Source organism: Ochrobactrum quorumnocens (assembly GCF_002278035.1).
Taxonomy (GTDB): domain Bacteria; phylum Pseudomonadota; class Alphaproteobacteria; order Rhizobiales; family Rhizobiaceae; genus Brucella; species Brucella quorumnocens.
On record NZ_CP022603.1, the window covers coordinates 1,576,692 to 1,600,427 of the forward strand.

Sequence of the window (23,736 nt, forward strand, 5' to 3'; positions counted from 1 at the left end):
ATGAGCAAGAGCCCGCGTATTCTTGTCACCGGTATTCCAAGCTATCTGACGCGTTTTATCCAGCGCGCCGACAAGGCACAGATTTACTATTCCGAAAAGCAGCCGAATTCGGAGCCAAAGGATAAGTTTATCCAGGAGCTGAAAAATATCAGCAATACCGGCAATTATCTGATCGGCGAGGGCGCAATGACTGCGCTTCTGCCATCGGCGAAGCATGTCCCCTTCTGGCACCTGTATAATTGCGTCAATAACGGCACAGGCATGGAGGAGATTAACAAGGAGTTCGATATCTGCGTCTTTACCTGCGCCAATCTCTTGCGCAAGGGCTTGTCAGCAGATGCGGAAGCGCTCGTCTTGTCGAAGTTGAATATGCCGGTTGTGATGCTCGGTATCGGTATCCAGAACCGCCCTGATATCGAAGCGGATGACGGCTTGCCAGAAGGCACAAAAAAGCTTCTGGAAGTGCTGAAAACCCGCGAACATTATTTCCTGACACGCGGTGAAGATGCAGCCGGATATTTGCGCGATCAGGGGTTCTCCTATGTTCGGCCCGTGGGTTGCCCTTCGCTCTATTTCCGTCCCGACAATATGCGCAAGGCCATTCATCGTCTGCCGGACGTCAAGGTTGGCGAGGGACGCACTGTTTTCACCGGTTATATGGGTGCAGAGCTTGAAACAATTGGCGATATGAATGCGCTGAGTTCTGATGATGGGCGTTCAGCCTATGTCATTCAAGACGAGCTTCTGCACTTCGACATGCAGATCGAAGAGGACGCAAACGGTCGCGCTTATGATTCCACAACCGGCGAGCTCGTTGGTCCGCTCACTTACAAGGGATCGGGTGATCTCAAGAAGAAGCTCAGCATTCATGCTTTCCTTGATACCAATCAATGGCGTGCGTGGTGTTCAACGATGGACTTCTCGTTTGGCCGTCGTTTCCATGGGAATATCATCTCCATGCAGGCAGGTGTGCCAAGCCTGATGGTCGCGGTTGATGATCGTATGCGTGAGATGCTGAATTTCTCAGGCCTTCCGAAAATCGATGCGCGCGATCTCAATGCAGCCAATGATCGTCGCGCCTTCGTCAGTGATCATATCGCTGCAATGAACATTCCCGATGTGATCGAAAAATATTCCGCACGCGAACGCAATTTCCGAAGCGTGCTCTCAGAGATTGGCGTCGGATAACTCCCATGTCTGACAGCCGCTCTGAAGCAGGCCGCAGATTTTTATTTGTTCGCATGTCTCCCAAAACGGCTCCCACTTTTGGGAGACATGCTTTAACTCCAGCGAAGATGGATCACCATGCGCATAATGATCACCGGCATTCCGTCCTATTTGATGCGGACAGTCGAAAGCGTTTCAGGGGCGAGTGTCAAACACCGCCCATATTTTGAGCCCATTCGCACCAAGAAAGATGTGATCGATCAGGTTAAGAAAATCGCCAATACCGGCAATTATCTCATTGGCGAAGGTGCCGCAAATGCCGTGCGCGGCCATGATGTGACCTATGTGCCGTTCTGGCATCTGGCCAATAGTCTCAATTCGCCTGATACGTATGCGAAGCTTAATGAAAGCTTCGATCTCTGCCTGTTTGCCTCGGCAAACCTGCTGCGTCCCGGCTATGCAGCAACGACTGAATCCTTTGTCTTCGAAAAGCTGAACATGCCGATTGTGGTCATGGGCATTGGCATCCAGAAGAAGGAAAATCTGAAAGCTGAGCTGCCCGAAGGCACGCGACGCTTCCTCGAAATTTTGCGCCGCAAGGAAAGCTTCTTCCTTACGCGGGGTCATTTCACGGCTGAGTTCCTCAAGGACGCGGGCATGAAATATGTTCGCCCGACGGGCTGCCCATCGCTTTACTATGCACCCGATCAGATGAAGCTCTCGCTGAGCCGCCTTGCCGACCCTAGCCTTGCAGATGCGCAGAAAATCTCGTTTGGCGGCTATCTCGGTAGCGTTGCAGATACGATTGTCGACGCGCACGCGCTGCTCGAAAAAGACAGTGTTGCAAGCTATGTCATTCAGGACGAAGTGATCGTTTATAATATGAACATGGCGGGCGAAGATCACTCCGAAGCCTATGATCAGGCTGCCAGCCGCATCACGGCACCCGTTGATTACAAGCATATGGAAAAATGGCAGCGCAAGAATGAGCTGCTGGTGTTTTTCGACACGCATAAATGGCGCAGCTGGATTTCCAGTCAGGATTTCGGCCTGAGCCGTCGGTTCCACGGCACGATCATCGGCATGCAGTCGGGTATTCCGGGCCTGATGATCGCGGTCGATGACCGTATGCGCGAAATGCTGGGCTTTGTCGGCTTTCCGCATATTGATGCGAGTGTCTGGAACAGAGAGCCGCAGAAGAAGGCTTTTCTGCGCGATTTCCTTTCCAAGATTGATGTACCTGCCGCGATCAATCGTTATTCGGAATGTGAAGCCAATTTCAACGGCGCACTCAAGGATATCGGTATCCGATGATGAAAACCGGCAAGAGCATCGGGGGTGGAATGGTGGCAGCGATGGCGCTTTTAGGCGGCATGTTGTTAGTGGTCCAACCTCAGAGTGCTCTTGCCGATACCCGTTTTGGCGTCAACCGGGTCAACATGGCCTGGCTCAAACCGGCAGAACGCGAACAGATCTTCGATCAAATGGTCAAGAATGGCGTGGTAGCAGTTCGGCTGTCACTCACGCGCCCAATTGATCAGAGCATCGATGCCGTGCGTCTTGCGCACGAAAAAGGTCTCGCCATCCTGCTCGAAATTTCGCTTAACAATGCGGACTTTTATCCCGAAGGGACTAAACCCCGTTCTGGTCGCGGGCGTATATGGGACATGTATCGGCTTTCCGACATATCGCCGGAGCGTTTTGAGCACGCGATAGGGGATGCCTTGCAGAAGGTCGATGCGCTGGGCGTGCCGCTGGTTGCTGTTGAACCCGGCAATGAGATTAACTGGGGCGCTTATAATGGCGATCTTGCCATTCTGCCCAAGGAAAAGATGAAGACCGCACGCTCTTTAAGCGAGATGGAAGACCTTCCGCTCGTTGAAAAAGGTGCTGAGAAATACGTCGAACTTTTGCGTACTGTGCGTGGGGAACTGGCAAAAACCAAACACAGTGCCAAGGCAAAGGTCGTGTCGGCAGGCCTGTCGGATATCCCCTTTATCGATGCCGACCGACGCGGAATAGACAGCGTTGATCCGGCCATCTTTACCGACCTTCTCAAGAAATATGGTCTGGACAGTGCTGCCGACGGCTATGGCATTCATATCTATCCTGGCAGCAGCGGCACGCGCGCGGCGCGCGCAAAACATATAGGCAACGCGCTTTCTTTCTGTGGGGGAGCGGATGGCAAGCCATGCTGGATTACCGAATGGGGCTTTGCCAATACGTCCAAGGCTTGTCCGGCTAACGACAATAATCGAGAACAGTTGGTCGAGAAGGCACGCGACCGTTTCCGACAGATGATGGATAGCGGCCAGATTGCTGCGGCTTATTATTTTGATTGGGATGCAAGCACTTACGGTGTGTGGCGTTGCGGATCGCTAACGCCTGCCGGGAAAGCCGCAACCCAAGCTGCAACGGGGACAAAATGAAACTCAAGACTGTAATTATCGGCGGTTCCAATACCGTCATGCTGCCCGGTTATCTGCCGACACTGTTATCGACGATGGCGCGGCGTGGCGTGGAGCTGGATGTTGTCGCTGATCTCGCGGTGGGTGGTACGACGAGTGCTCTCGGCCTTTATCAGCTCAAACAGTTCGAACAGCTCGAAGACTGTGAGCTGCTGCTGATCGAATATGCCATCAATGACGCCTTCGTTTATGGCGATGAGCGGCGCCCGTTCCGCCATTGGGCACGGTTCTATGAAGGAATTATCCGCTACGCTCTCGAGCGTAATCCGAACTTGCGGATTGCGACGCTCGTGTTTGGTGCACGCAACGGTTCGTTCCTGAATTCTGTTCCCTCGATTGACGCTGGCATCAATTATATCTCGCAATGGTACGGCACGATCTCAGCGGATGTCTCGCGAATGCTGATGCAGCAATACGGCCGCGATGTTGTCAGCAATCCGGCTTTCTATCTTGATCAGGGGCATTATGCGCGCCCTGTTTCGACGACGATTGTTGCGAATTTGATTGCCGATGTTCTCGAACCGGCTTTGTCTGTTCCTCATCGACCAAAGGCGCTGCCATTCGCCATCGATCCAGATCACTTTGCTAATGCGCGTGCGCTAAGTGGCGAACAGCTTTGCAAACGGCTGGGGCGCGTACCGATCCAATACAGCAATCGCCGCTTTTCAATTTCGGCGCTTGACCTTGGTTCAGACAGGATGCGTTTTGAGGTTGATAACGGGCAATTGCTTGCGCTTGGCTATGTCTGCGATCCGCGCATTCCCCCGCTGGATGTCGCGATCGGCGAGGATGTCCATCGCGCCGCCATGATGAAGGGGGGCGTACGCGATGGAACCTATAAATTCCTCGTTTCGATGCTGAGTTTCGAGTTTCTTTATGGAGCGAAACTTCTGGAAGCGCGCGGGAATGTGTCACTTGTCATGTCTGGTGCTGAAGACGGAACTGAGTACAAACTCCATGTTTCCAAAGACAGCATCCATCATGAAGCGCTGCCTGAGGAACCGGTTCTGCCTATCACCGGCATTCTCTTTTCAGGCAATCTCAAAACCATGACGCTCGAGAGAAAGGCCCCTGCGATACCAATCATCGCAGAAGCCGCCCAATAACCTAGAGCGCATCCCGAAAAATGTGAAACGGTTTTCGGGATAAGATGCGCGTAAAAACAAATAGATATAGAATTTCTAACGTTTCATCTTCAAAAGGAAATGCTCTAGCTTAGTAATTAAAGAGTCTAGTATTTATGCCGCCTGGTTTGAAAGAGCCAGAGCGCAGTCTCTCCAGTCGCTGACTGCAGTTCCCTGAGTTACATTTTCTACAACAATGTGTTTTCCACCAAATACACCGGATGCGATCCAGTGACGTGCTTCTCGCTGATATACATCGATCGTAATACCCAGCTGTTCTACTTTGGCTTCTGCCAGCATATATTTTGCTCCACGAATGATGAATCTTGGGCGAAGGTCGCAATATAGACCGAATCCGCGACAATCCGATGTCACGATTGTGCTACCGGATTGTGATTGGTATTTTCGGCATTTTGGAGCATTTCCAGTTTAAGATGAATGGTCGGAAATGCTTTATCTATTTGTTTTAACGTACGTCTTTATTCCAAAACCGATTCCCGCTTTTGGGAGACATGCTCTAATTTTCTGTTATGGCACGCATCCTATCCGAAAACTGTTGCTCGCTTTTCGGATGCGCTCCAAACAAACTTTTATGCTGGCATATTTGTTCCCAATTGTGGGAACAGACATTCAACAAAACGCGCAGCAGTCGGCTGCGGTTCATGATTGGCAAGGCCCGGCCGCTCATTGGCTTCGATGAACACATATTCCGGCGTCTCGGGTGATTTCACCATGAAATCGATGCCGACGACTGGAATTTCAATTGCGCGCGCTGCCTTGCACGCAGCATCAACCAATGTCTTGTCCACGGTTGTCGTGACATCGTGGATCGTGCCGCCGGTGTGTAGGTTTGCCGCTTTACGAACGGTAATTTCGCGTCGGTCTGCTAGCACGTCGTCTAGTAGCAGACCTTGTTGCTCAAGACAACGCTTGGTTTCAGCATCTATCGGAATACGGCTTTCACCGCCCGTTGCGGCAAGGCGGCGACGCGATTGCGTTTCGATGAGCTTGCGTATGGTCGACTTTCCATCGCCAATCACGCGCGGTGGGCGGCGCACGGCGGCTGCAACCAGCTTGTAATCAATGATGACCAGCCGCAAATCTTCGCCTTCGAAACAGGCTTCGAGCAGAACATTTTCGCAGACCTCTCGCGCTTGCCTGATCGCTGCCCGCAGGTCTTTCATAGTCGAAATACCAACCGAGATTCCGCGCCCCTGTTCCCCGCGTGCAGGCTTCACAACCAGCTTTCCGTGCTTTTTAAGGAATGTCTCGAGCGTTTCGTCCGAGCCATCAGCAGGGATTTGTTCAGGCACGACAAGCCCTGCCTTGGCCACCGTGCGGCGTGTGACTGCCTTGTCATCGCAGATCGACATGGCAACACCAGAAGTCATTTCAGACAGGCTCTCGCGGCAATGGATCGACCGTCCGCCATGAGACAGACGAAAGAAACCACCCTTAGCATCGGTGATGTCCACATGCACGCCGCGCCGTAGTGCTTCATCGACGATAATGCGCGCATAAGGGTTGAGCGCCTCGACGGAGCTTGTTGGGAGTGCGAAGAACTTCTCGTTGATCGCATTCTTGCGCTTGATCGCAAAAAGAGGAACGCGACGAAACTTCAGCTTCTCATAAAGTCTGATCGCATTGTCATTGTCATAGAGAACCGACAGATCGACGTGATTGAGCCCGCGCGCCTGAAAATGTTCGGCGAGCTTGCGCACGAGTTTTTCACCAATACCGGGTTGTCGTGCCTGCGGGTGTACTGCAAGGCACCAGAGCGAGCCGCCCTGATCGGGATCGTTGAACAGTCGCTGGTGGTTGATGCCTGTAACTGTGCCGACAATTTCGCCCGTCGCATCATCCTGCGCCACAAAATAGGTGACGGCGCGATTGTCGCGCTCGCAAGAAAAGAAGTCGGCGCGCAGTTGCACCATACCGCAGGCGGCGTAGACAGCATTGATGCCGTCCGCGTCTATTTCGGATACCGCACGGCGAATGCTGATGCCGCGTGTGCGGCGGCCACCGGCGCGATAGTTGGAAAGTTCAAGACGAAATGTGTGCGACGGATCAAGGAAGATTTCCTGCGGTGCTTGTGAGAGCAGCACATGCGGATCGCTGACATAGAACAGGATATCACGGCTGGCCGGGGCTTCCGCGCGCAAAGCTTCGATGATTGCTTCGTTGCTTTCAAAGGTTTGCGCGAAAAGCAGCCGCCCCCAACCACAATCGAGAACCACGTTGCGGTTGGCGGAGCTACCGTCTTCCTGATTACCCCCATGCAAATGGTCTTGGTAAAAGCCAGCGCTTTCGGGTGTACGCAGCCTCGTCAGCCTGTGAGAGAAAGCGTTTCTTCCCCTTGCTTTCTGCCGGGTCATTTCAACCTCACCTGTCTTTTTCATTTTAGGCGTCTCCACTTCAGGCTTCCTGTGTCTGAAGCCACATTTCCAGAAGTCCGGCCTGCCAGAGTTCTGAACCGCGCAGAGGCGTGATGTGATCGGAAGGATTTGCAAACAACCGGTCGAGATAATTGCGCTGAAATAGTCCTCGTTCGCGCGCCTTTTGCGATGACAGCGCATCGCGCAGCATGTCGAGATAGGGCCCGGCGATATATTTGAGCTGCGGAACCGGGAAGTAGCCCTTCTTGCGGTCGATCACGGCGCTTGGCACGACCTTGCGCGCCACATCCTTCAAGATACCTTTACCGCCATCGCGCAGCTTTTCTTCAGGTGGCATGCGAGCTGCCAATTCCACCAGTTCATGATCAAGGAACGGTACGCGAGCTTCCAGCCCCCATGCCATGGTCATGTTATCGACGCGCTTGACAGGGTCATCGACCAGCATGATGTTGCTGTCGAGACGCAGCGCGCGGTCGACTGGCGTATCGGCGCCGTCACGCAGCAAATGTTCTTCGAGCAACTCACGGCTATAGTCGCGCTCTGGCATCCATTCGGGTGCAAGCTGAGTTCCCAGCACTTCGTGCGTGCGATCGCAGAATGCTTTTGCATAGTCGCTGACTACATCGTTGGAATCGACCAGAGGTGGATACCAGTGATAACCGGCAAAGACCTCGTCGGCACCCTGACCGGATTGCACAACCTTGATATGCTTGGAAACTTCCTTCGACAGCAGATAAAAGCCGACATTATCATAGGAAACCATTGGCTCAGACATGGCAGCAATGGTGCCGGGCAGCGCATCCATCAGATCGGAAGATGGTACGAAAATCTTGTGATGGTCGGTGCCGAAATGCTTGGCGATCAGGTCAGAATAGACGAATTCATCGCCTTTTTCGCCGTTGGCCTCTTCAAAGCCGACTGAAAAGCTCATAAGGCCGGTCTGCCCGGCTTCTGCCAAAAGACCAACGATGAGACTTGAATCCACACCGCCCGATAGCAGAACGCCAACCGGTACGTCAGAGATCATGCGGCGCTTGACGGCAACGCGCAGCATGTCGAGAAGCTGTTCCTGCCAGTCTTCGCGGCTCATGGTGCTGTCGCCAGCCAGTCGACTATGCGGCGGTTGCCAGTAGATGCGGTCACTGAATTCGCCATTGGCCTGATAGACGCGAATAGTCGCTGCAGGCAGCTTGCGTACGCCATTATAAATGGTGCGCGGTGGTGGTACCACGGCATGAAAGCTCATATAATTATGCAGTGCGGCGCGGTCGATTGAGGTATCGACACCGCCAGCTTTTACCAGTGCAGGCAATGACGAGGCAAAGCGTAGAGCGCCGCTTACTTCGGTCAGATAGAGCGGTTTGATACCAAAACGGTCGCGGGCAAAGATCACTCTGCCGGTATCGCGCTCATGGATGGCAAAGGCGAACATGCCGTAAAAGCGGGACACGCATTCCTCACCCCAGGCGTGCCAGGCCTTGATGATGACTTCCGTGTCGCCATCAGAAAAGAACCGATAACCTTGGGCTTCGAGTTCCGCGCGCAATTCGCGGAAATTATAAATGCAGCCGTTAAAGACAACGCTGATGCCAAGATCGGCATCAATCATGGGCTGCTGGGATTTTTCAGATAGATCCAGGATTCTCAGTCGCCGGTGTCCGAAGCCGACATTACCCCGCACCACGATGCCAGACGCATCTGGACCTCTGGGGGCAAGAATATCCGCCATTTTCGAGATTGCCGTAACCGACGGCGTACCGCCATCGAACCTGACTTCTCCGCAAATACCACACATAAAAAGGGTCGAAACCTCCATTGTCATTCACAACAAGCAAGGCCGTCGCGTGAGTTTTGGCGGCGGCCTGCATATTTGCTAATGCATGCGCACCGGGATGGTTCCGAAATTTCTGATTTTTATGCGGTTGTAGCTTTTTTCAGCTCATTTTCTTTGCAAAGCATATATTTTTCGGCGGAAATCATGTGTTCCAACGCGATTTTGCGCGCATCTTCGGCTCGGTCCTCCATCAAAGCGGTCAAAAGCCGATGCTGAAAGAGCACACCTTCTTCACGGGATGCAGGCGTCGGATCGGCATAGATCGAGCGAGCAACCGGCATGTTGCGCAGCAGATTGTGCGTGAGACCACTCATGAAACCGAGAAGCCGGTTCGGGCAGAGTCGTGCGAGCTGTGTGTGAAAGTCCAGCTCTGCCACGCGTTGGTGAAACTGATCATCCAGATTGGTCGGTGGGCGATCATAAAACCGCATCGTGTTGTCTAACTTCTCCAGATCGTCTTGGCTCAGTTTACCCGCAAGGGAGGCTGCGACTTCCGGCTCAAGCAGCTTGCGAATGGCATAAATTTCCTGAAGACCCGGCTGGTCGAAAAAGAAGTAATTGCCCAGCATCTCCATCGCATGTTGCGCAGATGGTTCGGCTACGAAGACACCGCCACCGGGTCCGGTACGCGTGAACAGCAAGCCTTGGGTTTCGAGTGCCTTCATCGCTTCGCGCACAGTGCCTTTGGCTGCCTTGAACTGGTCAATAAGATCTTTTTCTTGTGGCAGCCGGTCGCCAGGTTGCAAATGGTCCGTCTGAATGACTTGCCTGATGCGGTCAGCAATGATCTCCGGCCGTCGCTTCGCTTTGGTCAGCGATGCCCGTTCTGGTTTGCTGCGGCTGTTCCGGGCCATGCCTGGTTACTCTCTTTTCATACGCGGTGCGCTGTCTATCAGCTGACGTGTATAGGCATGTTGCGGGTTGGCAAAAAGAGCCTCCGCCGTGGCTTCTTCGACAATTTCCCCATAATACATGACGGCGACACGGTCACTGATCGCTTCCACCACTGCAAGATCATGGCTGATGAACAGATAAGAGAGGCCGAATTGGCGTTTGAGCCCATCTAACAGCAAAAGCACTTGTGCCTGAACAGAAACATCAAGCGCGCTCACGGGCTCATCCAGCACGATAATTTCGGCATTTGCTGCAAGTGTGCGCGCAATGGCGATGCGTTGGGCCTGACCGCCTGAAAACTCGTGCGGATAACGCAATAAGGTATCCTTTGGCATCTGCACCGCATCGAGCAGTTCTTCCATTCGTTTCTGACGCTGGTTGCGATCAAGTTCGCCGAGCAATTTCAGTGGTGTTTCCAGTATTTGCCGGATGGTCTTGCGCGGGTTGAGCGAGGCCACAGGGTCCTGAAAAACATATTGGATCATTTTGCCAAAAGCGCGCGGGCCAGAGCGGCGAAGGGCGCTTGCATCCTGACCGGCAATTTCCATCGTGCCATCACTTGGCTCTGTCAGACCGACCAGCATCCGCGCTAAAGTGCTCTTGCCTGAGCCGCTTTCGCCGACGATGGCCAGTGTTTCACCGCGTGCGAGGTTGAGTGATACGGATTTGACCGCTTCAACAGTATGGCGCTGTTTGCCGAAAAGTGTGCGCCCGCCGCCGAAGGTTTTGCTCAAGTTACGGACGCTGATTGCAGCTTCGCTCATGTTGCGGCCTCCGTCTCATTGCGACTGAACAGTTTTGACACGCGCTCATAGAAGCTCTTGCCCTGTCCAAGCTCCGGCACACAGGCAATCAGCCTCTTGGTATAGCTGTGTTGTGGGTTAGCGAGCACGGCTTTAGCTGTTCCGGTCTCGACGATCACTCCGTCTTTCATGACGGCAACGCGATCACAGATTTCAGAGACCACGCCAAAGTCATGGGTGATGAACAGCAGCGCCATGCCACGCTCGCGCTGCAGATCGCGCAGCAACTCCAGAATGCGCGCCTGCACCGTCACATCAAGCGCTGTAGTTGGTTCGTCGGCGATGATGATGTCGGGATCATTTGCAAGCGCCATAGCAATGCCGACGCGCTGGCGCTGGCCGCCGGAAAGCTGATGCGGATAGTGATCTGCACGTTCTTTTGCGTCCGGAATGCCAACCTTTTCCAACAATGCGACGGCTTCGGCCCGGCGTTCCGATGCACTGACAGTTTTATGCGCGGCAATGGCTTCCTCGACCTGTTTGCCGATCGAGTACATCGGGTGCAACGTCGTCAACGGGTCCTGAAATACATAAGCTACTTTGCTGCCGCGCGTTGCGGTCAATTCGGTTTCAGTCATATTGAGCACGTCGTTACCGTCAAGATAGATGGCGCCGCTGCGGATCAACCCGGGCGGAGATGCGACCAGACCCATGATGGACAGTGCAGTCACGCTTTTGCCAGAGCCGCTCTCGCCAATCAGCCCAAGGCATTCGCCACGATTAAGATGAAGAGAGACATTACTTACTGCTGGGGTATAGCTGCCATTATTGACGAACCCGGTCTCAAGTTTCTCAACGGCCAAAGCTGCATCCAGCATCTTGGTTTTAGGGGTGGTTCTGTTTCTGGCGATTGCTGTTACAGAACCGGGGCGGGCCAGAGCGCCGGAGCGCAAACGGGGGTCAAGCACATCGCGGATACCATCGCCCAGTACATTGAGGCTGATGACGATGAGAAAGATCATCAGGCCGGGCACGATGGAAACATGGGGTGCTGTGAACATCTGAGCACGGCCTTCGCCCAGCATCGAGCCGAGATCGGCCTGCGGCGGCTGCGCGCCAAGGCCCAGAAAACTCAGACCCGCTGTTTCAAGGATCATCCAGCCAGCAGTCGTTGACATGGTGATGACGATCACCGGTAGAACATTCGGCAACACTTCGCTGAGTAGGATTGAAATATGTCCTTTGCCAGAAAGTCGTGCGGCATCGACAAATTCGCGATTGGCAAGGCCGAGCGCTGTACCGCGCACATTACGCGCAAAAAACGGAATATTGACCACGGCAATTGCATAAAGTGCATTCATCAGCCCCGGTCCTAGCGCCGCGACGATTGCCAGTGCCAGCAGAATATAGGGGAAGGCCATCAGCATATCGATGCCGCGCATCATGAGATTATCCGTGCGCCCGCCCACATAGCCCGCGACGAGACCAATGGCCGAGCCGATGACGGCGGCAATCAGAGTGGCTGCGAAGCCGACAGCGACCGATACACGTGCGCCCCAGAGAAGGCGGCTCAGAATATCGCGCCCAAGCTGGTCGGTTCCAAGCAAATGGCCAGCAGAGAAGACCGGTTGCAGCCTGCTTGCAGGTGCCGTTGCATCAGGGTTTGGCAATGGCAGGATAGGCACGATGAGAATCAGCACGCAAATCAAAGCGAGCAGAAAAAAGCCGAAAGCTGCAAGACGATTGCTCATCAGTAGGCGCCATGAAGAAAGGCGTGTAGGCGTTGCGGGCGTGTAGGTTTCCGAAAGGGCGCTCATGTGCGTATCCTCGGATCAAGCATGGTTTGAAGAACATCGGCGAGTAGATTGAACAATACATAGCTGGCTGCCACGATAAGCACGCCGCCCTGCACAAGCAGGATATCGCGGGTAGAAATGGCCTTCACCAGCATCGCGCCGATGCCGGGCCACTGAAACACGGTTTCAATATAGACCGCCCCACCCAGAACGAAGCCTGCCTGTATGCCAATCACCGGAATGACGCTGACAAGGGCTGCGCGGAAGGCGTGGCCGTAAATCACGCGACGCTCGTTCAGCCCTTTGGCACGCGCAGTGCGGATATAATCCTGACGCAGCACTTCAAGCATTGCGCCGCGCGTCAGTCTGGCAATTACACCGGCCGCAACCACCGCCAACGTCGAAGCAGGCAGGATCAGATGCCAGATCAGGTCTTTAAGATCACCGCCGCCATAGACCGCATACATGCCTGATGCTGGAAGAATACGCCAATGAACGGCGAAAAGATAAATCAGTAGAAGACCAAGCCAGAATGATGGGATCGAAATGCCAGCCAATACGATGAATGTAATTGTACGATCTGCCCAGCCGAACTGACGAACGGCCGAAATGATACCTGCGAAAAGGCCAAAGATCGAGCAAAGCACGAGGGCAACGCCTGCCAGAATGAGTGTGGCCTGAAAGCGTTCCAGCACCTCATCGAGAACAGGGCGGTTGAGCACGAAGGAACGGCCGAAATCTCCGTGCAATAGATTGCCGATCCAGATGAAATATTGTTGCACCAGTGGCTTGTCGAGGCCGAGATCGCGGTTGATGCGTTCGACATTTTCCGGCGTCGCATAAGAACCGAGCAGGGCCGTAGCGGTGTCCCCAGGGATAGAGGCCATCACCAGAAAGACGATAATGGATAGCCCGAAAAGCACCGGAATAACTGCGACGAGCCTCTTGAAGATATAGGCTGGCATTGGCCTCCTCCGCTTCGTTTAGAGCGCGTTTCGATCTGACGGAATCAAATCAGCGCTCTAACCTTTTTTGTTTTTGCGCACATCTTGTTCCAAAAACCGGTTCCCAGTTTTCGGAATATGCGCCAGCGGCTTTTACTGCTGGCGCAATGCTTTATTGTTTGGACACTTCTTTGAGGTTCAGCAGGAATGACGGCTGGAGTTTGAAGCCTTGCACGGCTGCTGTTGTGACCGCATTCTGCTTCCAGTTGGCAACGAAGAGCCAAGGCGCATCCTCGTGGACGATCGATTGGATTTCACCATACAGCTTGCCTCGTTCCGCCTGATCGGTTGATGTGCGGGCCTTGTTCAGCAAATCATCAACCTTCGGATTGGAGTAATAGCCGGAATTGAAACCGCCTTTATCCGGCAGCGCTTCGGTGCGCAGCGTCAGAAACGGAACAGTGTCGGGATCATTGGTCATCCAGGCCATTTCGGCCATATCGGCTTTGCCATCGAGGCCCGAGTTCACACGACCAAGGAAGGTGTTCCACTCATAGGTTTCAATTTTCACCTTGAAACCAACCGCCTGAAGATCAGCCTGAATGGCAGCACCCATATTGATCGGGTCCAGCATCCCCGAGCCGCCTTCTGTCACATAGAATGTGAGTTCTGGGTTGGTGGCGCCGGCCTCCTGCAGAAGTGCTTTGGCTTTTTCAGGATCGTAAGCGTAAGGCTCTGTTTTGTCCTCAACCCAATTGAATGCGGGGGGCACAGGGCCGGCTGCGACAGTGGCTGAACCTTGCAAGACATTATCGACCAAGCCCTGCTTGTTGACTGCATAATTTGCGGCCTGACGGACTTTCTTGTCCGCGAATGGTCCGCTCTTGGTATTGAGAATGCTGAACCAGACGTGTGGTCCGGCCTGTTCCGCAACGGCGAAGTTCGCATCCTGTTTAAAAGTTGCGAGGTTGTCGGGCGGCACTTCGACCATAATGTCGATGCCGCCTGCCATCATTTCAGCAACCCGCGTGTTGGCATCGGTGATTGGACGGAAAACGACAGCGTTTAATATAGGCGGTGTATCCCAATAGTCTGGATTGCGCTCGACTACGACACGCTGTCCTGACTGCCATTCGGCGAATTTGAATGGGCCGGTGCCTGATGGATGGCGGCCAAATTCAGCGCCATATTGTTCGACAGCTGCTGGCGAAACGATAAGGCCAGTCGGATAGGCAAGGTTTGAAAGAAAGGGCGCAAATGGCTCTTTCAGCTTGAATTCAACCGTGCTCGCATCAATGGCATTGACGCTTTCGATGGATTCAAAATTGAAGGAAAGCGGGAACGGACCAGTATTGTAGAAAGGATGATCCTTGTTCAACATGCGCTCGAAGTTGAACTTGACTGCTTCGGCGTTGAAATCGGAACCGTCATGGAACTTTACGCCCTCTCTCAGCTTGAACGTATAAGTCTTGCCGTCGTCAGAAATCGTCCAACTTTCAGCAAGCGAGGGCTCAATTTCGAGCGTGCCGTCCTTGTAGCGAACCAGGCCATCATAAATGTTGACGAGGATGCGGAAATCGTTCGTCGCCGTGACCGTATGCGGATCAAGCGATTGCGGTTCGGCAATCTGCCCGACAATCAGTACATCGGGCGGTGTCTGCGCGGCAGCTTGAAAAGTCGCTGTGCCCAGAACCAGAGTGGCCGCTGTTAAAACGGCGCGAAATAACCTCTTCATCAGCGGTTCCTTTCGTTGAGGCCAAATCTGTCAGACTTTAATTTATAGGGAGAAAACGACGTATATCAATAAATTATCATAATTAATTTGAGCGCACAGAAAAGGCGGAGTTAACCCCGCCTTCGTTTGCGACCTGCTTAAAGACTATTCAGTTGGTGTATCGTGCGGCTTCAAATCCTGCTCGGCGGTTGTCGACTTCTGGTGCGTGAAACCCTTGAGTCCCTTGGCTGTTTCCTCAGCGTCGCGCTTGATCTCAACGTCGCTCATCGCATAGTGAACAGTAAGTTTTGCAATGGATGTGAGCGCGCTCAAATGAATGCGTTCATAGCCATGTGAGGCATCAACGCCGAATGTCAAAAGCGCCGTGCGAACATCGTGACCGGCTTCCACTGCTGAAGCTGCATCGGAGCGGTAATAGCGGAAAACGTCCTTTTGTACCGGTATTTCATGCTCACCGCAGAGCTCGTAAAGCTTTTTCGTCAGGTGATAATCGAAGGGGCCGGTCTGGTCGGCCATGGCAAGAGTTACGCCAAACTCCGATGAGTTCTGCCCGGGCGCGGTGGTGCCATTGTCGATAGCAACGAGTGAGGCTATGTCTGGCACCACAACCGCTGACGCACCGACACCGACTTCCTCTCCGATGGTGAAAAGCCAGTAGGTATCGACCGGTGTTTCGACCTTGAGGCGTTGCATGGCTTCAAGTGAAGCCAGCATGATGGCAACCCCTGCCTTGTCATCGAGATGCCGGGAAACGATGAAACCGTTATCGATGAATTCCGGCATTGGATCGACGGCAACGATATCGCCGACATCAATCCCCAGCTCGATCAGATCTTCCTTGTTGCGAGCCAGAGCATCGACGCGTAATTCGATATAGGTCCAGCCAACAGGAAGCGTGTCCACTTCGTCGTTAAAGGTATGGCCAGAGGCTTTCAGCGGCAGGATCGAACCGCGATAAGTGCCTTTGGATGAGAAGATCGAAACGCGGGCACCCTCGGCAAAGCGTGCCGACCAGTTTCCGATGGAAACAAGCTCGAGCCGCCCGTTTGATTTGAGATACTTGACCTGCGCGCCCAGTGTATCTAGGTGGGAAACGATGCCGCGTGCTGGTTTGCGGGAATTGCCGTTGCGGCGGGCACGAATAGCACCACGCCGCGTCAGAATTACTTCAAGGCCGAGCCTTTCGAGTTCGCGGGCAACATAGTGCACCGCTTCATCTGTAAAGCCCGTTGGGCTTGGGATTGCCAGCAGAGCGCCCAGTTTTTCGAGCAGGTAATTTTGATCAATCGAAATATTTGTCATGGGGAGTTAATCTACGGCCCGGACATTCAACGTCAACCTCAGGCGTGGATTTAAACTGAAATCCTGAAACTAAGACGATATCATTCGTGCGGTAGGCTTGCCAACTGGTTTGATTTTCTTGGTAAATTCGGCACCTTAAGCATTGGCTTCGCGCTATGACTTGTGTAGCTTTGCTAAAACAACGGGGGCGTTGATTTGCTGCTTGGGGACATTCATCCTGATGATAAAGCTGCGTACCAACGGGGATCGGTGGTTTGTTGCATTCGTGGCGTGTATCGGCGTCGCAGTAACCATTCTCTTAGGACAGATGGAACTTGTCCGGCTATCATATATCCGGCTTAACGACTATCGGGACAATCTTCTGTCCCATTCGGTGAATGTTGCAAAATCTGGCCGCGATACTCTGAGCGTTGTGAACGATACGAGCCAAACTTTGTGCTCCGATGACAATCTGAAAGAGTTACGCCTTCTCACATTCAAGGCACATTACCTGCGCGATATCGGTCGGGTGCGGAACAATCATATTGTCTGCACTGCGCTTTGGGGACGATTGTCTCCACCTGCTCAACTACCAACCGCAGACAGGGAAGTGGACGGTGGCCATCGTTTGTGGGCACAGGCCACAGGTATCGGTAGCCATCTGACTGCGGTCGATATGGTTATACATGGGTCAGCAGTGGTTTTCACATCGCCGGTTGCTTTTGCCTCATACGAACATGCGCAGCCCAATCTGAGTGCGCATGTTATCAGTCAGGACAGTCAGTATATCTATCGGACATTTGGTGATGCGAGCCAGTTAACGACACAGCGGCCGGAAAAGCTCGCCTGGTACGATTTGCGCTCTCACCGGCTTGCGTCACGATGCTCCAATGATCTCGATATATGTGTGATCGCAGCGCTTACAGGCGTCAGCATATTGCAGCAGGCACCGGGTGTTTTGTTGGCGCTTGTTGCGTTTGGTGGCCTCGCGGGCAGCGGGTTGGGTGTAGCAGCAGTCCAATGGCGACGCGGCCATTCTTCGCTTCCGCAACAGGTTAAACGGTCTATTGCGGAAGGACGGGTGAGTGTCGTTTATCAGCCATTGGTGCGGTTACATGACGGGCATGTGAATGGTGCGGAGGTACTGGCACGTCTGTCGGACGATCAAGGAACTCCGATAGCGCCTGATGTATTCATTATGATTGCAGAGGAACACGGCGTCATCAAGGATATTACGCGCATCGTTGTGCGCAAGGCGCTCGATGAAATGCAGGCACGCCTGCGGACAGAGGCGGACTTTTATCTCAGTTTGAATTTTTCGGTCGATGATGTGATCGATCCGGCCACGCTCGAGTTTTTGGATAAAGAGGTCAAGCGACACGGTCTTTCATCACGTCAAATCGTGTTGGAAATCACTGAACGCTCGACTGCCCATCATGAACGCCTCATTGAGAGCATGAAATCATTTCGGGCAAGAGGCTATGAGTTCTTCATCGATGATTTTGGAACCGGATATTCCAATCTTGCCTATTTGGCAAAGCTGCCGATCAGCGGTATCAAAATCGACCGCATGTTCACACAAGCCATCGGAACCGAGGCGGTTAGTTCCGAAATTGTTGAGAACATCTGCAATATAGCACGGCGACTAGAGCTTAAGCTGATCGTTGAAGGGGTGGAAACACAGGAGCAGGCAGATTACGTTCTGGCCCTCCATCCACAGGCGGTGGGGCAGGGGTGGCTCTTTGGTCGCCCAGTACCTGCTTGGGGCTTGCCACAGGTCGTCCCGAGCGTTTGACGACGAGATACAGCAATTTTAAGTTGACTATTTTAATCATATATAACAGTAAGAATTAAGGCTGCTGTAACAAGCTTGCTATTGGATTTTGTAGTCGGCCCCCTGCCGGACCGATGCGATGAAATTTGTGCGTTTCGAATGAGTTTCGATTGATGTGGAATGTGCAACGCCTTTTCCAAAACCATGCGCGGGAATTGAACCGCTTTTTCCGGCGTAGAGGTCATAATGCAGAAACGGCTGCAGATCTGACGCAGGACACCTTCGTTCGGGTTATGTCGGCGACCTCATCCGGGTCATCGGGCAAGGATAACAATCCTCGTGCCTATCTCCACCAGATCGCGCGCAATCTCTCCATCGACCTTTATAGGCGTGAGCGTATTGTCGAATATGTCAATATGCCCGACGAGGAATGGCACCGCGTTGCCGATGCGACCCCGACGCCAGAGACAATCGTCTATGACAGGCAGCGCCTTATAATTATAGAAAAAGCGCTGCTTGAGCTGCCTGATCAGACACGCCGGGCTTTTGAGCTTCATCGTCTCGAAGAAAAGACGATTGCAGAGGTGGCGAACGAATTGGGGCTTTCCGTGTCGCGAACATGGACGCTGATCAAACGCGGCTACGTGCATTTGAGAGCGCGTTTGCTGGAGGTTTCTTCCAGCATATGAGGGAGAAAATTCTCGCTCTTCATTCGTTATAATCAATAAGACTTGTTTTATGAGAAGCTGTTTGGCTGTGTGAAACGGCTGAATAACGAGGATCGACACTGAATGGATGACAAACTATCGGAAAGCGAAAAGCTGTTCGAGGAAGCTCTGGATATTGTCATCCGTATTCAGGATGACCCGGACAATCCGGTCGCGCATGATCTTGTCAGTCGATGGCGTGCGCGTAGTCCCGAGCATGAAATAGCGTGGCGTGAGGCTATGGATATCTATGGCATGACTGGCAAGGTCATGAAGGATCAACGCCGTGCGAGCCGTGGCCAGAAGATGTCGCGTCGCTCGATTTTGACTGGCGGGGCGGCAGGACTGGCCGTTGTTGCTGGCACAGCGCTTTTCGGACCACAGCTCATTTTGCAGGCACAAGCCGATTATATGACTGCGTCCGCTCAATTGCAGGATGTTTCACTCTCAGATGGCAGCAAGGTAACTCTGGGTCCTGATAGTGCCATTCGCTTGAAATTCAATGCAAATGCCCGTCATGTCGAGCTGTTGGCAGGTATGGCTTTTTTCGACGTAAAGCCCGATCCCGCACGCCCGTTCAGTGTCGAAACCGGAAATCTGGTTGCGACGGCTTTGGGGACTGCCTTTGATATCAGCAGTGATGCCGGCTATCTCACAGTTTCCGTCGATCATGGGCTGGTTGCGATCAGGCCCACCGGTGCGCGCGACACGCTGACCCCACTTGGTGAGGGAGACTGGCTCACTTTCAATGAGCGAAACCATGATTTTGAGCGTGGCAATCGCGATATATCGCAAATCGCAGCTTGGCGTCAGGGTATCATCGTTGCTGAACGCGATACCATTTCCTCTGTCGTTGCACGCATTGCGCGCTGGCAGTCGGGTCGTGTGCTTCTCGCTCAACCAGGATTTGGGGCGCAGAGGATCAGTGGTGTTTTTGATCTCAATAATCCCGTTTCTGCACTTCAAGCGGTTGTCGAACCCTATGGTGGAAAGGTCCGCCATATATCGCGTTGGTTGACTGTCATCTCTTCAATTTGAGAATTACATTTTTTCCTGATTTTTTTGGTGAGGGGGAGAAAATCGCCCCGCTCCATTCGTTTTAAGCATCAGGGTCGGAAGTTAGCTGCTGCCATGCAACCGCCTTTTCACAAATTGATGGAGTGGTTGAGCGATGGGGCTTCGTGTCGGTAATAGTGTTGTGCGGCGGCTGGGAATGCGAGTTCTGACGGCCGCGCTTTTAGGGTCGACATGCATTTATGCCTTGTCACTTTCGGCGGCAACAAATTCTCAGGCACAGACCCAACGACAGGTTTCATTCAATATTCCCGCAGGTTCTCTGGCCTCGGCACTGGCAAGCTTTGGTCGCCAGGCCGGAATGCAGGTCACTTATCAGCCGCAAATTGCCGCTTCCAAGCAGGCCCCAGCTGTATCGGGAACGATGTCGCCACAAGATGCTTTGTCGCGCATTCTTTCGGGATCTGGTGTTTCCTATCGTTTCACCGGAAGCAATACGGTCGCACTTTCCGAACCAACTGCAGCCGTGCAAGCCCCTCTGGCAGCTGATGGCACAACCTTGCTTGATACGATCACCATTACGGGCGGAAGTGGTGCGGTGGCAGCCGATGCTCCATATTATACTGCTGCTCCGACATCTTATATTTCCTCGGAAACCATCGAGCGTTTTCGCGGTTCAAGCCCTGCCGATATCTTCCGTGGCACACCGGGTGTAATGTCCGGCGAGGCGCGCAATGGCGCAGGTTCAGTGGACGTCAACATTCGCGGCATGCAAGGCATGGGCCGAGTTGCGACCACCATCGATGGTGCTGAAAACAGTGTGACAGTCTATCAGGGTTATCAGGGCCTCTCAAACCGCTCCTATATTGATCCTGATCTGATTGCAGGCATCGATATCAACAAGGGGTCGGACGCTTCCTCACGCGGTATCGCAGGCAACGTCGCTATTCGAACCCTTGATGCAGACGATATCGTCAAGGAAGGCGATAATTGGGGTATGCGCGTGAAAGGCGAGTATGGATCGAATTCTTCTTCGCCTCATGCAGGCGCGAAAGGTGGATATGCGTGGCCTTATTCGCCAAGCGATGTCCCGGAAGTTGTTGGATCGCCGGACGGCATGGACCGACCGTCTTTCCTGACGCCGACCAACGGTTCAGCAAGTGTTGTTGCTGCGATTAAGGAAGAAAATTATGATATTTTCGCAGGCTATGCCTATCGCAAGCGCGGTAATTATCATGCAGGTAAGCATGGTCCATCGGCTGATCCGGTGAATATCGGACCTGCCAGGACCTGCAATACTTCTGGCTCCTGGTGCCAGAACTGGCCAGAATATATCGAAAACGGTGGGCTTACGAATTACCGTGCTGGCGAAGAGATTCTCAATACGCAGCTTGAGACAAAATCCTTCCTGACAAAAGCGACGCTCCGCTTTGATGGCGGTCACACGCTTAAGCTCGGCTATACCGGCTTCCGGGGTGAGGCCGGCGATCTGCTGGCATCCCGCTTCACAGGGGATCGCAGTCAGCCGATGCAACAGGAGCTGACATCCGGTTCCAAGCTCGATACCGGCACTATGCGCTATTACTGGAATCCCGACGACAACGAGCTGATTGATCTGAAAGCCAATCTCTGGGTAACAAAACTGGAACTTCGCAATCCGAGGCGCGGCAACATGATACCGACATCGGAGTCACTTGGCCTTTCGCCCAACTTCCGCACGGGGTCTAATACGATCATGTGGGGTGGTGATGTTGCCAATAAATCCAAGTTTTCGTTTGGCGATTACGGTGATCTCGATCTGAACTATGGCATCTCCTATCTCAGGGAGGATACCCGTCCGAGCGCCTATACGAACGAACTTGAAGGCTGGCTTAATCTGCGTGACGCCTATCGTGATGAAATGGGCATCTTCACCAAAGCTGCCTACAAGCCGGTTGACTGGCTGACACTGAATGCGGGCTTACGCTATTCCCATTACTGGTCGCATGACCGACGCACACAAGCCAATGACTCGGCACAGCTAAACCCCGAACCAAATCGGGATTCGGGCGGCTTCAGTCCATCAGTCGGCGTAACGGTTGAGCCATTCGACGGTAGCCAGCTCTATGTTAATTATTCCAACGCGCTGCGTTATCCGAGCCTGTTTGAATCTGTTTCTGCGTTCACCATCATTCCCAATGCCGGACTGCAACCGGAGCGTTCCAGCAATTGGGAAGTGGGGGCCAATTTTACCAAGGACGGTTTGCTCAATGACGATGATCGCGGCATGGTCAAGTTTGGTTATTTCAACTGGGACGTTAAAGATTACGTTGCACGGGCATTCCGCGATTTCTACGATGACAGCGGGAAATTTGTCTACAGCGGTATGCAGGTCTACAACATTGATCGCGCACGCTTCTCAGGTCTTGAATTCTCAAGCCGCTACGAGGCTGGTGGGTTCACTGCCGATTTCGCAGCCAACTATTATCTTGATGTCGAGTTCTGCCGTACGTCTGATACTTGCGGAGCTAAATCGCTTTACGGCGACTATGCAACCAATCAGGTACCGCCAAAATACAGTGTTGATCTGACACTTTCGCAGAAGATGTTGGAAGACAGACTGACGCTCGGCGGGCGTGTTTCCTATGTTGGCCCGCGCGCTATCGGACATGGTGATGTTACAGCGGTTGGTGCAGGTGAGTTTATCTCGCTGACCCGTTGGAAGCCTTATACGCTGGTCGATATTTTTGCCGAATACAAAATCACTGACAGTTTGACTGCGACAGCGCGGATCGAAAATCTGACGGACCAATATTATGTCGATCCGCTCGGTCTGGTGAACCAGCCGGGACCAGGTCGCACTTTCTATGCCGGGCTCACAAGCAATTTCGGTGGTGATCAGCGTCTGCCGCAGCTTTCGCCATTCTCGCGCTCGCAAACCGGTGCGCCTGGTATCGATTGGAGCGGTTTCTATGGTGGTGTTCATGCGGGCATGACGTCGGGTCGTACATGGGGCACCACGACCGCGTTAGACGGCACAGCTGATCCGATTTCAAACAGTGAATCTGCCGACCGTGGCTTTGGTAACTCTGCGCTCTTCGGTGTGCAGGCTGGCTATAACTATCAGTTCAGCAATCGCGTAGTGGTGGGTATTGAAGCCGATGTGAGCAAGACCCGAATGAAGGGTGCACAGGCAGCCTTTATGCAGGAAGACTGGATTGCAGCACAGAAGGACATCGCCGGCATTCAGGCCAATACGCACTACGATATCGACTGGACCGGATCTATTCGTGGTCGCCTCGGTTATGCGTTGGATAATCGCTGGCTCGTCTATGGTACTGCAGGTATCGCCTTCGCCCATGAAAAAATGACCCGCGACCAGTATCGTTATGCGGAAGATATCATGGGCAAGCCGCAATCGAGTCTTTTTTCAATAGACAAACAATCGGGAACACGTGCGGGTATCACTGTTGGCGGTGGTGTGGAATATGCAATCAACGACCGCTGGTCGGTAAATGCCGACTATACCTATAGCCGCTTTGGCAATCGCACCTTCAATTTCGAAAATGCACGCGCGGGAACGGGTGGTAACTACACGACCAGAGAGCAAACAGGTGTGGAAATTACACCGCCCGATCCATTCCTGTGTGAATTTCTGGGAGATACTTTCTGCGATCCAACCGAAACACCTGTCTACAAATATACGGATCATACGGGCAGTTCGAATATCGTAAACGGTCGTAAGGCGTCTAATTCACTCGATACCCATACGGTCAAGTTGGGCCTTAATTTCCACTTCTAATGCGTTCGGGATGCGTCATTTTGTGCAAAGGCAGATTTTTTTGCCTTTGCACTGCAAAAAACAGCTCCCTCAATCGTC

Annotated in this window: 17 protein-coding genes; 8 read left to right on the forward strand and 9 right to left on the reverse strand. The window is 53.2% G+C overall.

All coding sequences use genetic code 11. From position 1 onward, the window contains the following. The 4 genes from CES85_RS07405 to CES85_RS07420 all read left to right on the forward strand — a co-directional run bounded on the left by CES85_RS07405 (position 1) and on the right by CES85_RS07420 (position 4,741). Positions 1-1,188 carry a polysaccharide pyruvyl transferase family protein gene (locus CES85_RS07405; RefSeq protein ID WP_095445750.1) on the forward strand — a complete coding sequence of 396 codons (1,188 nt, stop codon included), beginning with the start codon at positions 1-3 and terminating at the stop codon, positions 1,186-1,188. A gap of 117 nt (positions 1,189-1,305) precedes the next feature. Then, entirely contained in the window at positions 1,306-2,481 is a 1,176-nt protein-coding gene (locus tag CES85_RS07410) for a polysaccharide pyruvyl transferase family protein (protein WP_095445284.1), read from the forward strand. Beyond that, positions 2,478-3,596 (forward strand): glycoside hydrolase, encoded by a 1,119-nt coding sequence (locus CES85_RS07415; RefSeq protein WP_095445285.1) that lies wholly within the window; start codon positions 2,478-2,480, stop codon positions 3,594-3,596. The genes CES85_RS07410 and CES85_RS07415 overlap by 4 nt, the downstream gene beginning before the upstream one ends. Then, on the forward strand, positions 3,593-4,741 hold the full coding sequence (locus CES85_RS07420; RefSeq protein WP_095445286.1) for an SGNH/GDSL hydrolase family protein: 1,149 nt from the start codon (positions 3,593-3,595) through the stop codon (positions 4,739-4,741). The genes CES85_RS07415 and CES85_RS07420 overlap by 4 nt, the downstream gene beginning before the upstream one ends. Positions 4,742-4,873: 132 nt before the next feature. On the opposite strand, the gene CES85_RS07425 is transcribed toward CES85_RS07420, so the two are convergent. From CES85_RS07425 to CES85_RS07465, 9 genes are all read right to left on the reverse strand, one after another. After that, the gene (locus tag CES85_RS07425; protein ID WP_095445287.1) at positions 4,874-5,059 is read right to left on the reverse strand and encodes a hypothetical protein; all 186 of its coding nucleotides are present in this window, start codon (positions 5,057-5,059) and stop codon (positions 4,874-4,876) included. A 290-nt stretch (positions 5,060-5,349) separates the two neighbouring features. Next, positions 5,350-7,158 (reverse strand): N-acetylglutaminylglutamine synthetase, encoded by a 1,809-nt coding sequence (gene ngg / locus CES85_RS07430; RefSeq protein WP_095445288.1) that lies wholly within the window; start codon positions 7,156-7,158, stop codon positions 5,350-5,352. Positions 7,159-7,174: 16 nt separating this feature from the next. Beyond that, positions 7,175-8,950, reverse strand: coding sequence for an N-acetylglutaminylglutamine amidotransferase (locus CES85_RS07435; protein ID WP_095445289.1), 1,776 nt, complete (start codon positions 8,948-8,950; stop codon positions 7,175-7,177). Positions 8,951-9,069: 119 nt separating this feature from the next. Then, the gene (locus CES85_RS07440; RefSeq protein WP_095445290.1) at positions 9,070-9,843 is read right to left on the reverse strand and encodes a FadR/GntR family transcriptional regulator; all 774 of its coding nucleotides are present in this window, start codon (positions 9,841-9,843) and stop codon (positions 9,070-9,072) included. Positions 9,844-9,849: 6 nt separating this feature from the next. Continuing rightward, on the reverse strand, positions 9,850-10,647 hold the full coding sequence (locus CES85_RS07445; protein WP_095445291.1) for an ATP-binding cassette domain-containing protein: 798 nt from the start codon (positions 10,645-10,647) through the stop codon (positions 9,850-9,852). Continuing rightward, positions 10,644-12,443 (reverse strand): dipeptide/oligopeptide/nickel ABC transporter permease/ATP-binding protein, encoded by a 1,800-nt coding sequence (locus CES85_RS07450; RefSeq protein WP_095445292.1) that lies wholly within the window; start codon positions 12,441-12,443, stop codon positions 10,644-10,646. The genes CES85_RS07445 and CES85_RS07450 overlap by 4 nt, the downstream gene beginning before the upstream one ends. Next, a complete protein-coding gene (locus CES85_RS07455; RefSeq protein ID WP_095445293.1) occupies positions 12,440-13,387 on the reverse strand; it encodes an ABC transporter permease in 948 nt (315 codons plus the stop codon). The genes CES85_RS07450 and CES85_RS07455 overlap by 4 nt, the downstream gene beginning before the upstream one ends. A 151-nt stretch (positions 13,388-13,538) precedes the next feature. After that, positions 13,539-15,101 (reverse strand): ABC transporter substrate-binding protein, encoded by a 1,563-nt coding sequence (locus CES85_RS07460; protein WP_095445294.1) that lies wholly within the window; start codon positions 15,099-15,101, stop codon positions 13,539-13,541. Between the two features lie 144 nt (positions 15,102-15,245). Beyond that, positions 15,246-16,403 (reverse strand): osmoprotectant NAGGN system M42 family peptidase, encoded by a 1,158-nt coding sequence (locus CES85_RS07465; RefSeq protein WP_095445295.1) that lies wholly within the window; start codon positions 16,401-16,403, stop codon positions 15,246-15,248. A 220-nt stretch (positions 16,404-16,623) separates the two neighbouring features. Here CES85_RS07465 and CES85_RS07470 point away from each other — a divergent pair, with 220 nt between their 5' ends. The 4 genes from CES85_RS07470 (at position 16,624) to CES85_RS07485 (ending at position 23,658) form a co-directional block, all read left to right on the forward strand. Beyond that, positions 16,624-18,177, forward strand: coding sequence for an EAL domain-containing protein (locus CES85_RS07470; protein ID WP_095445296.1), 1,554 nt, complete (start codon positions 16,624-16,626; stop codon positions 18,175-18,177). 152 nt (positions 18,178-18,329) lie between these two features. Next, positions 18,330-18,845 (forward strand): RNA polymerase sigma factor, encoded by a 516-nt coding sequence (locus tag CES85_RS07475; protein ID WP_095445297.1) that lies wholly within the window; start codon positions 18,330-18,332, stop codon positions 18,843-18,845. Positions 18,846-18,947: 102 nt separating this feature from the next. Next, positions 18,948-19,901, forward strand: a complete 954-nt coding sequence (locus tag CES85_RS07480; RefSeq protein ID WP_095445298.1) for a FecR family protein — start codon at positions 18,948-18,950, stop codon at positions 19,899-19,901. Positions 19,902-20,034: 133 nt separating this feature from the next. Next, a complete protein-coding gene (locus CES85_RS07485; protein WP_095445299.1) occupies positions 20,035-23,658 on the forward strand; it encodes a TonB-dependent receptor domain-containing protein in 3,624 nt (1,207 codons plus the stop codon). Positions 23,659-23,736: the final 78 nt, after the last annotated feature.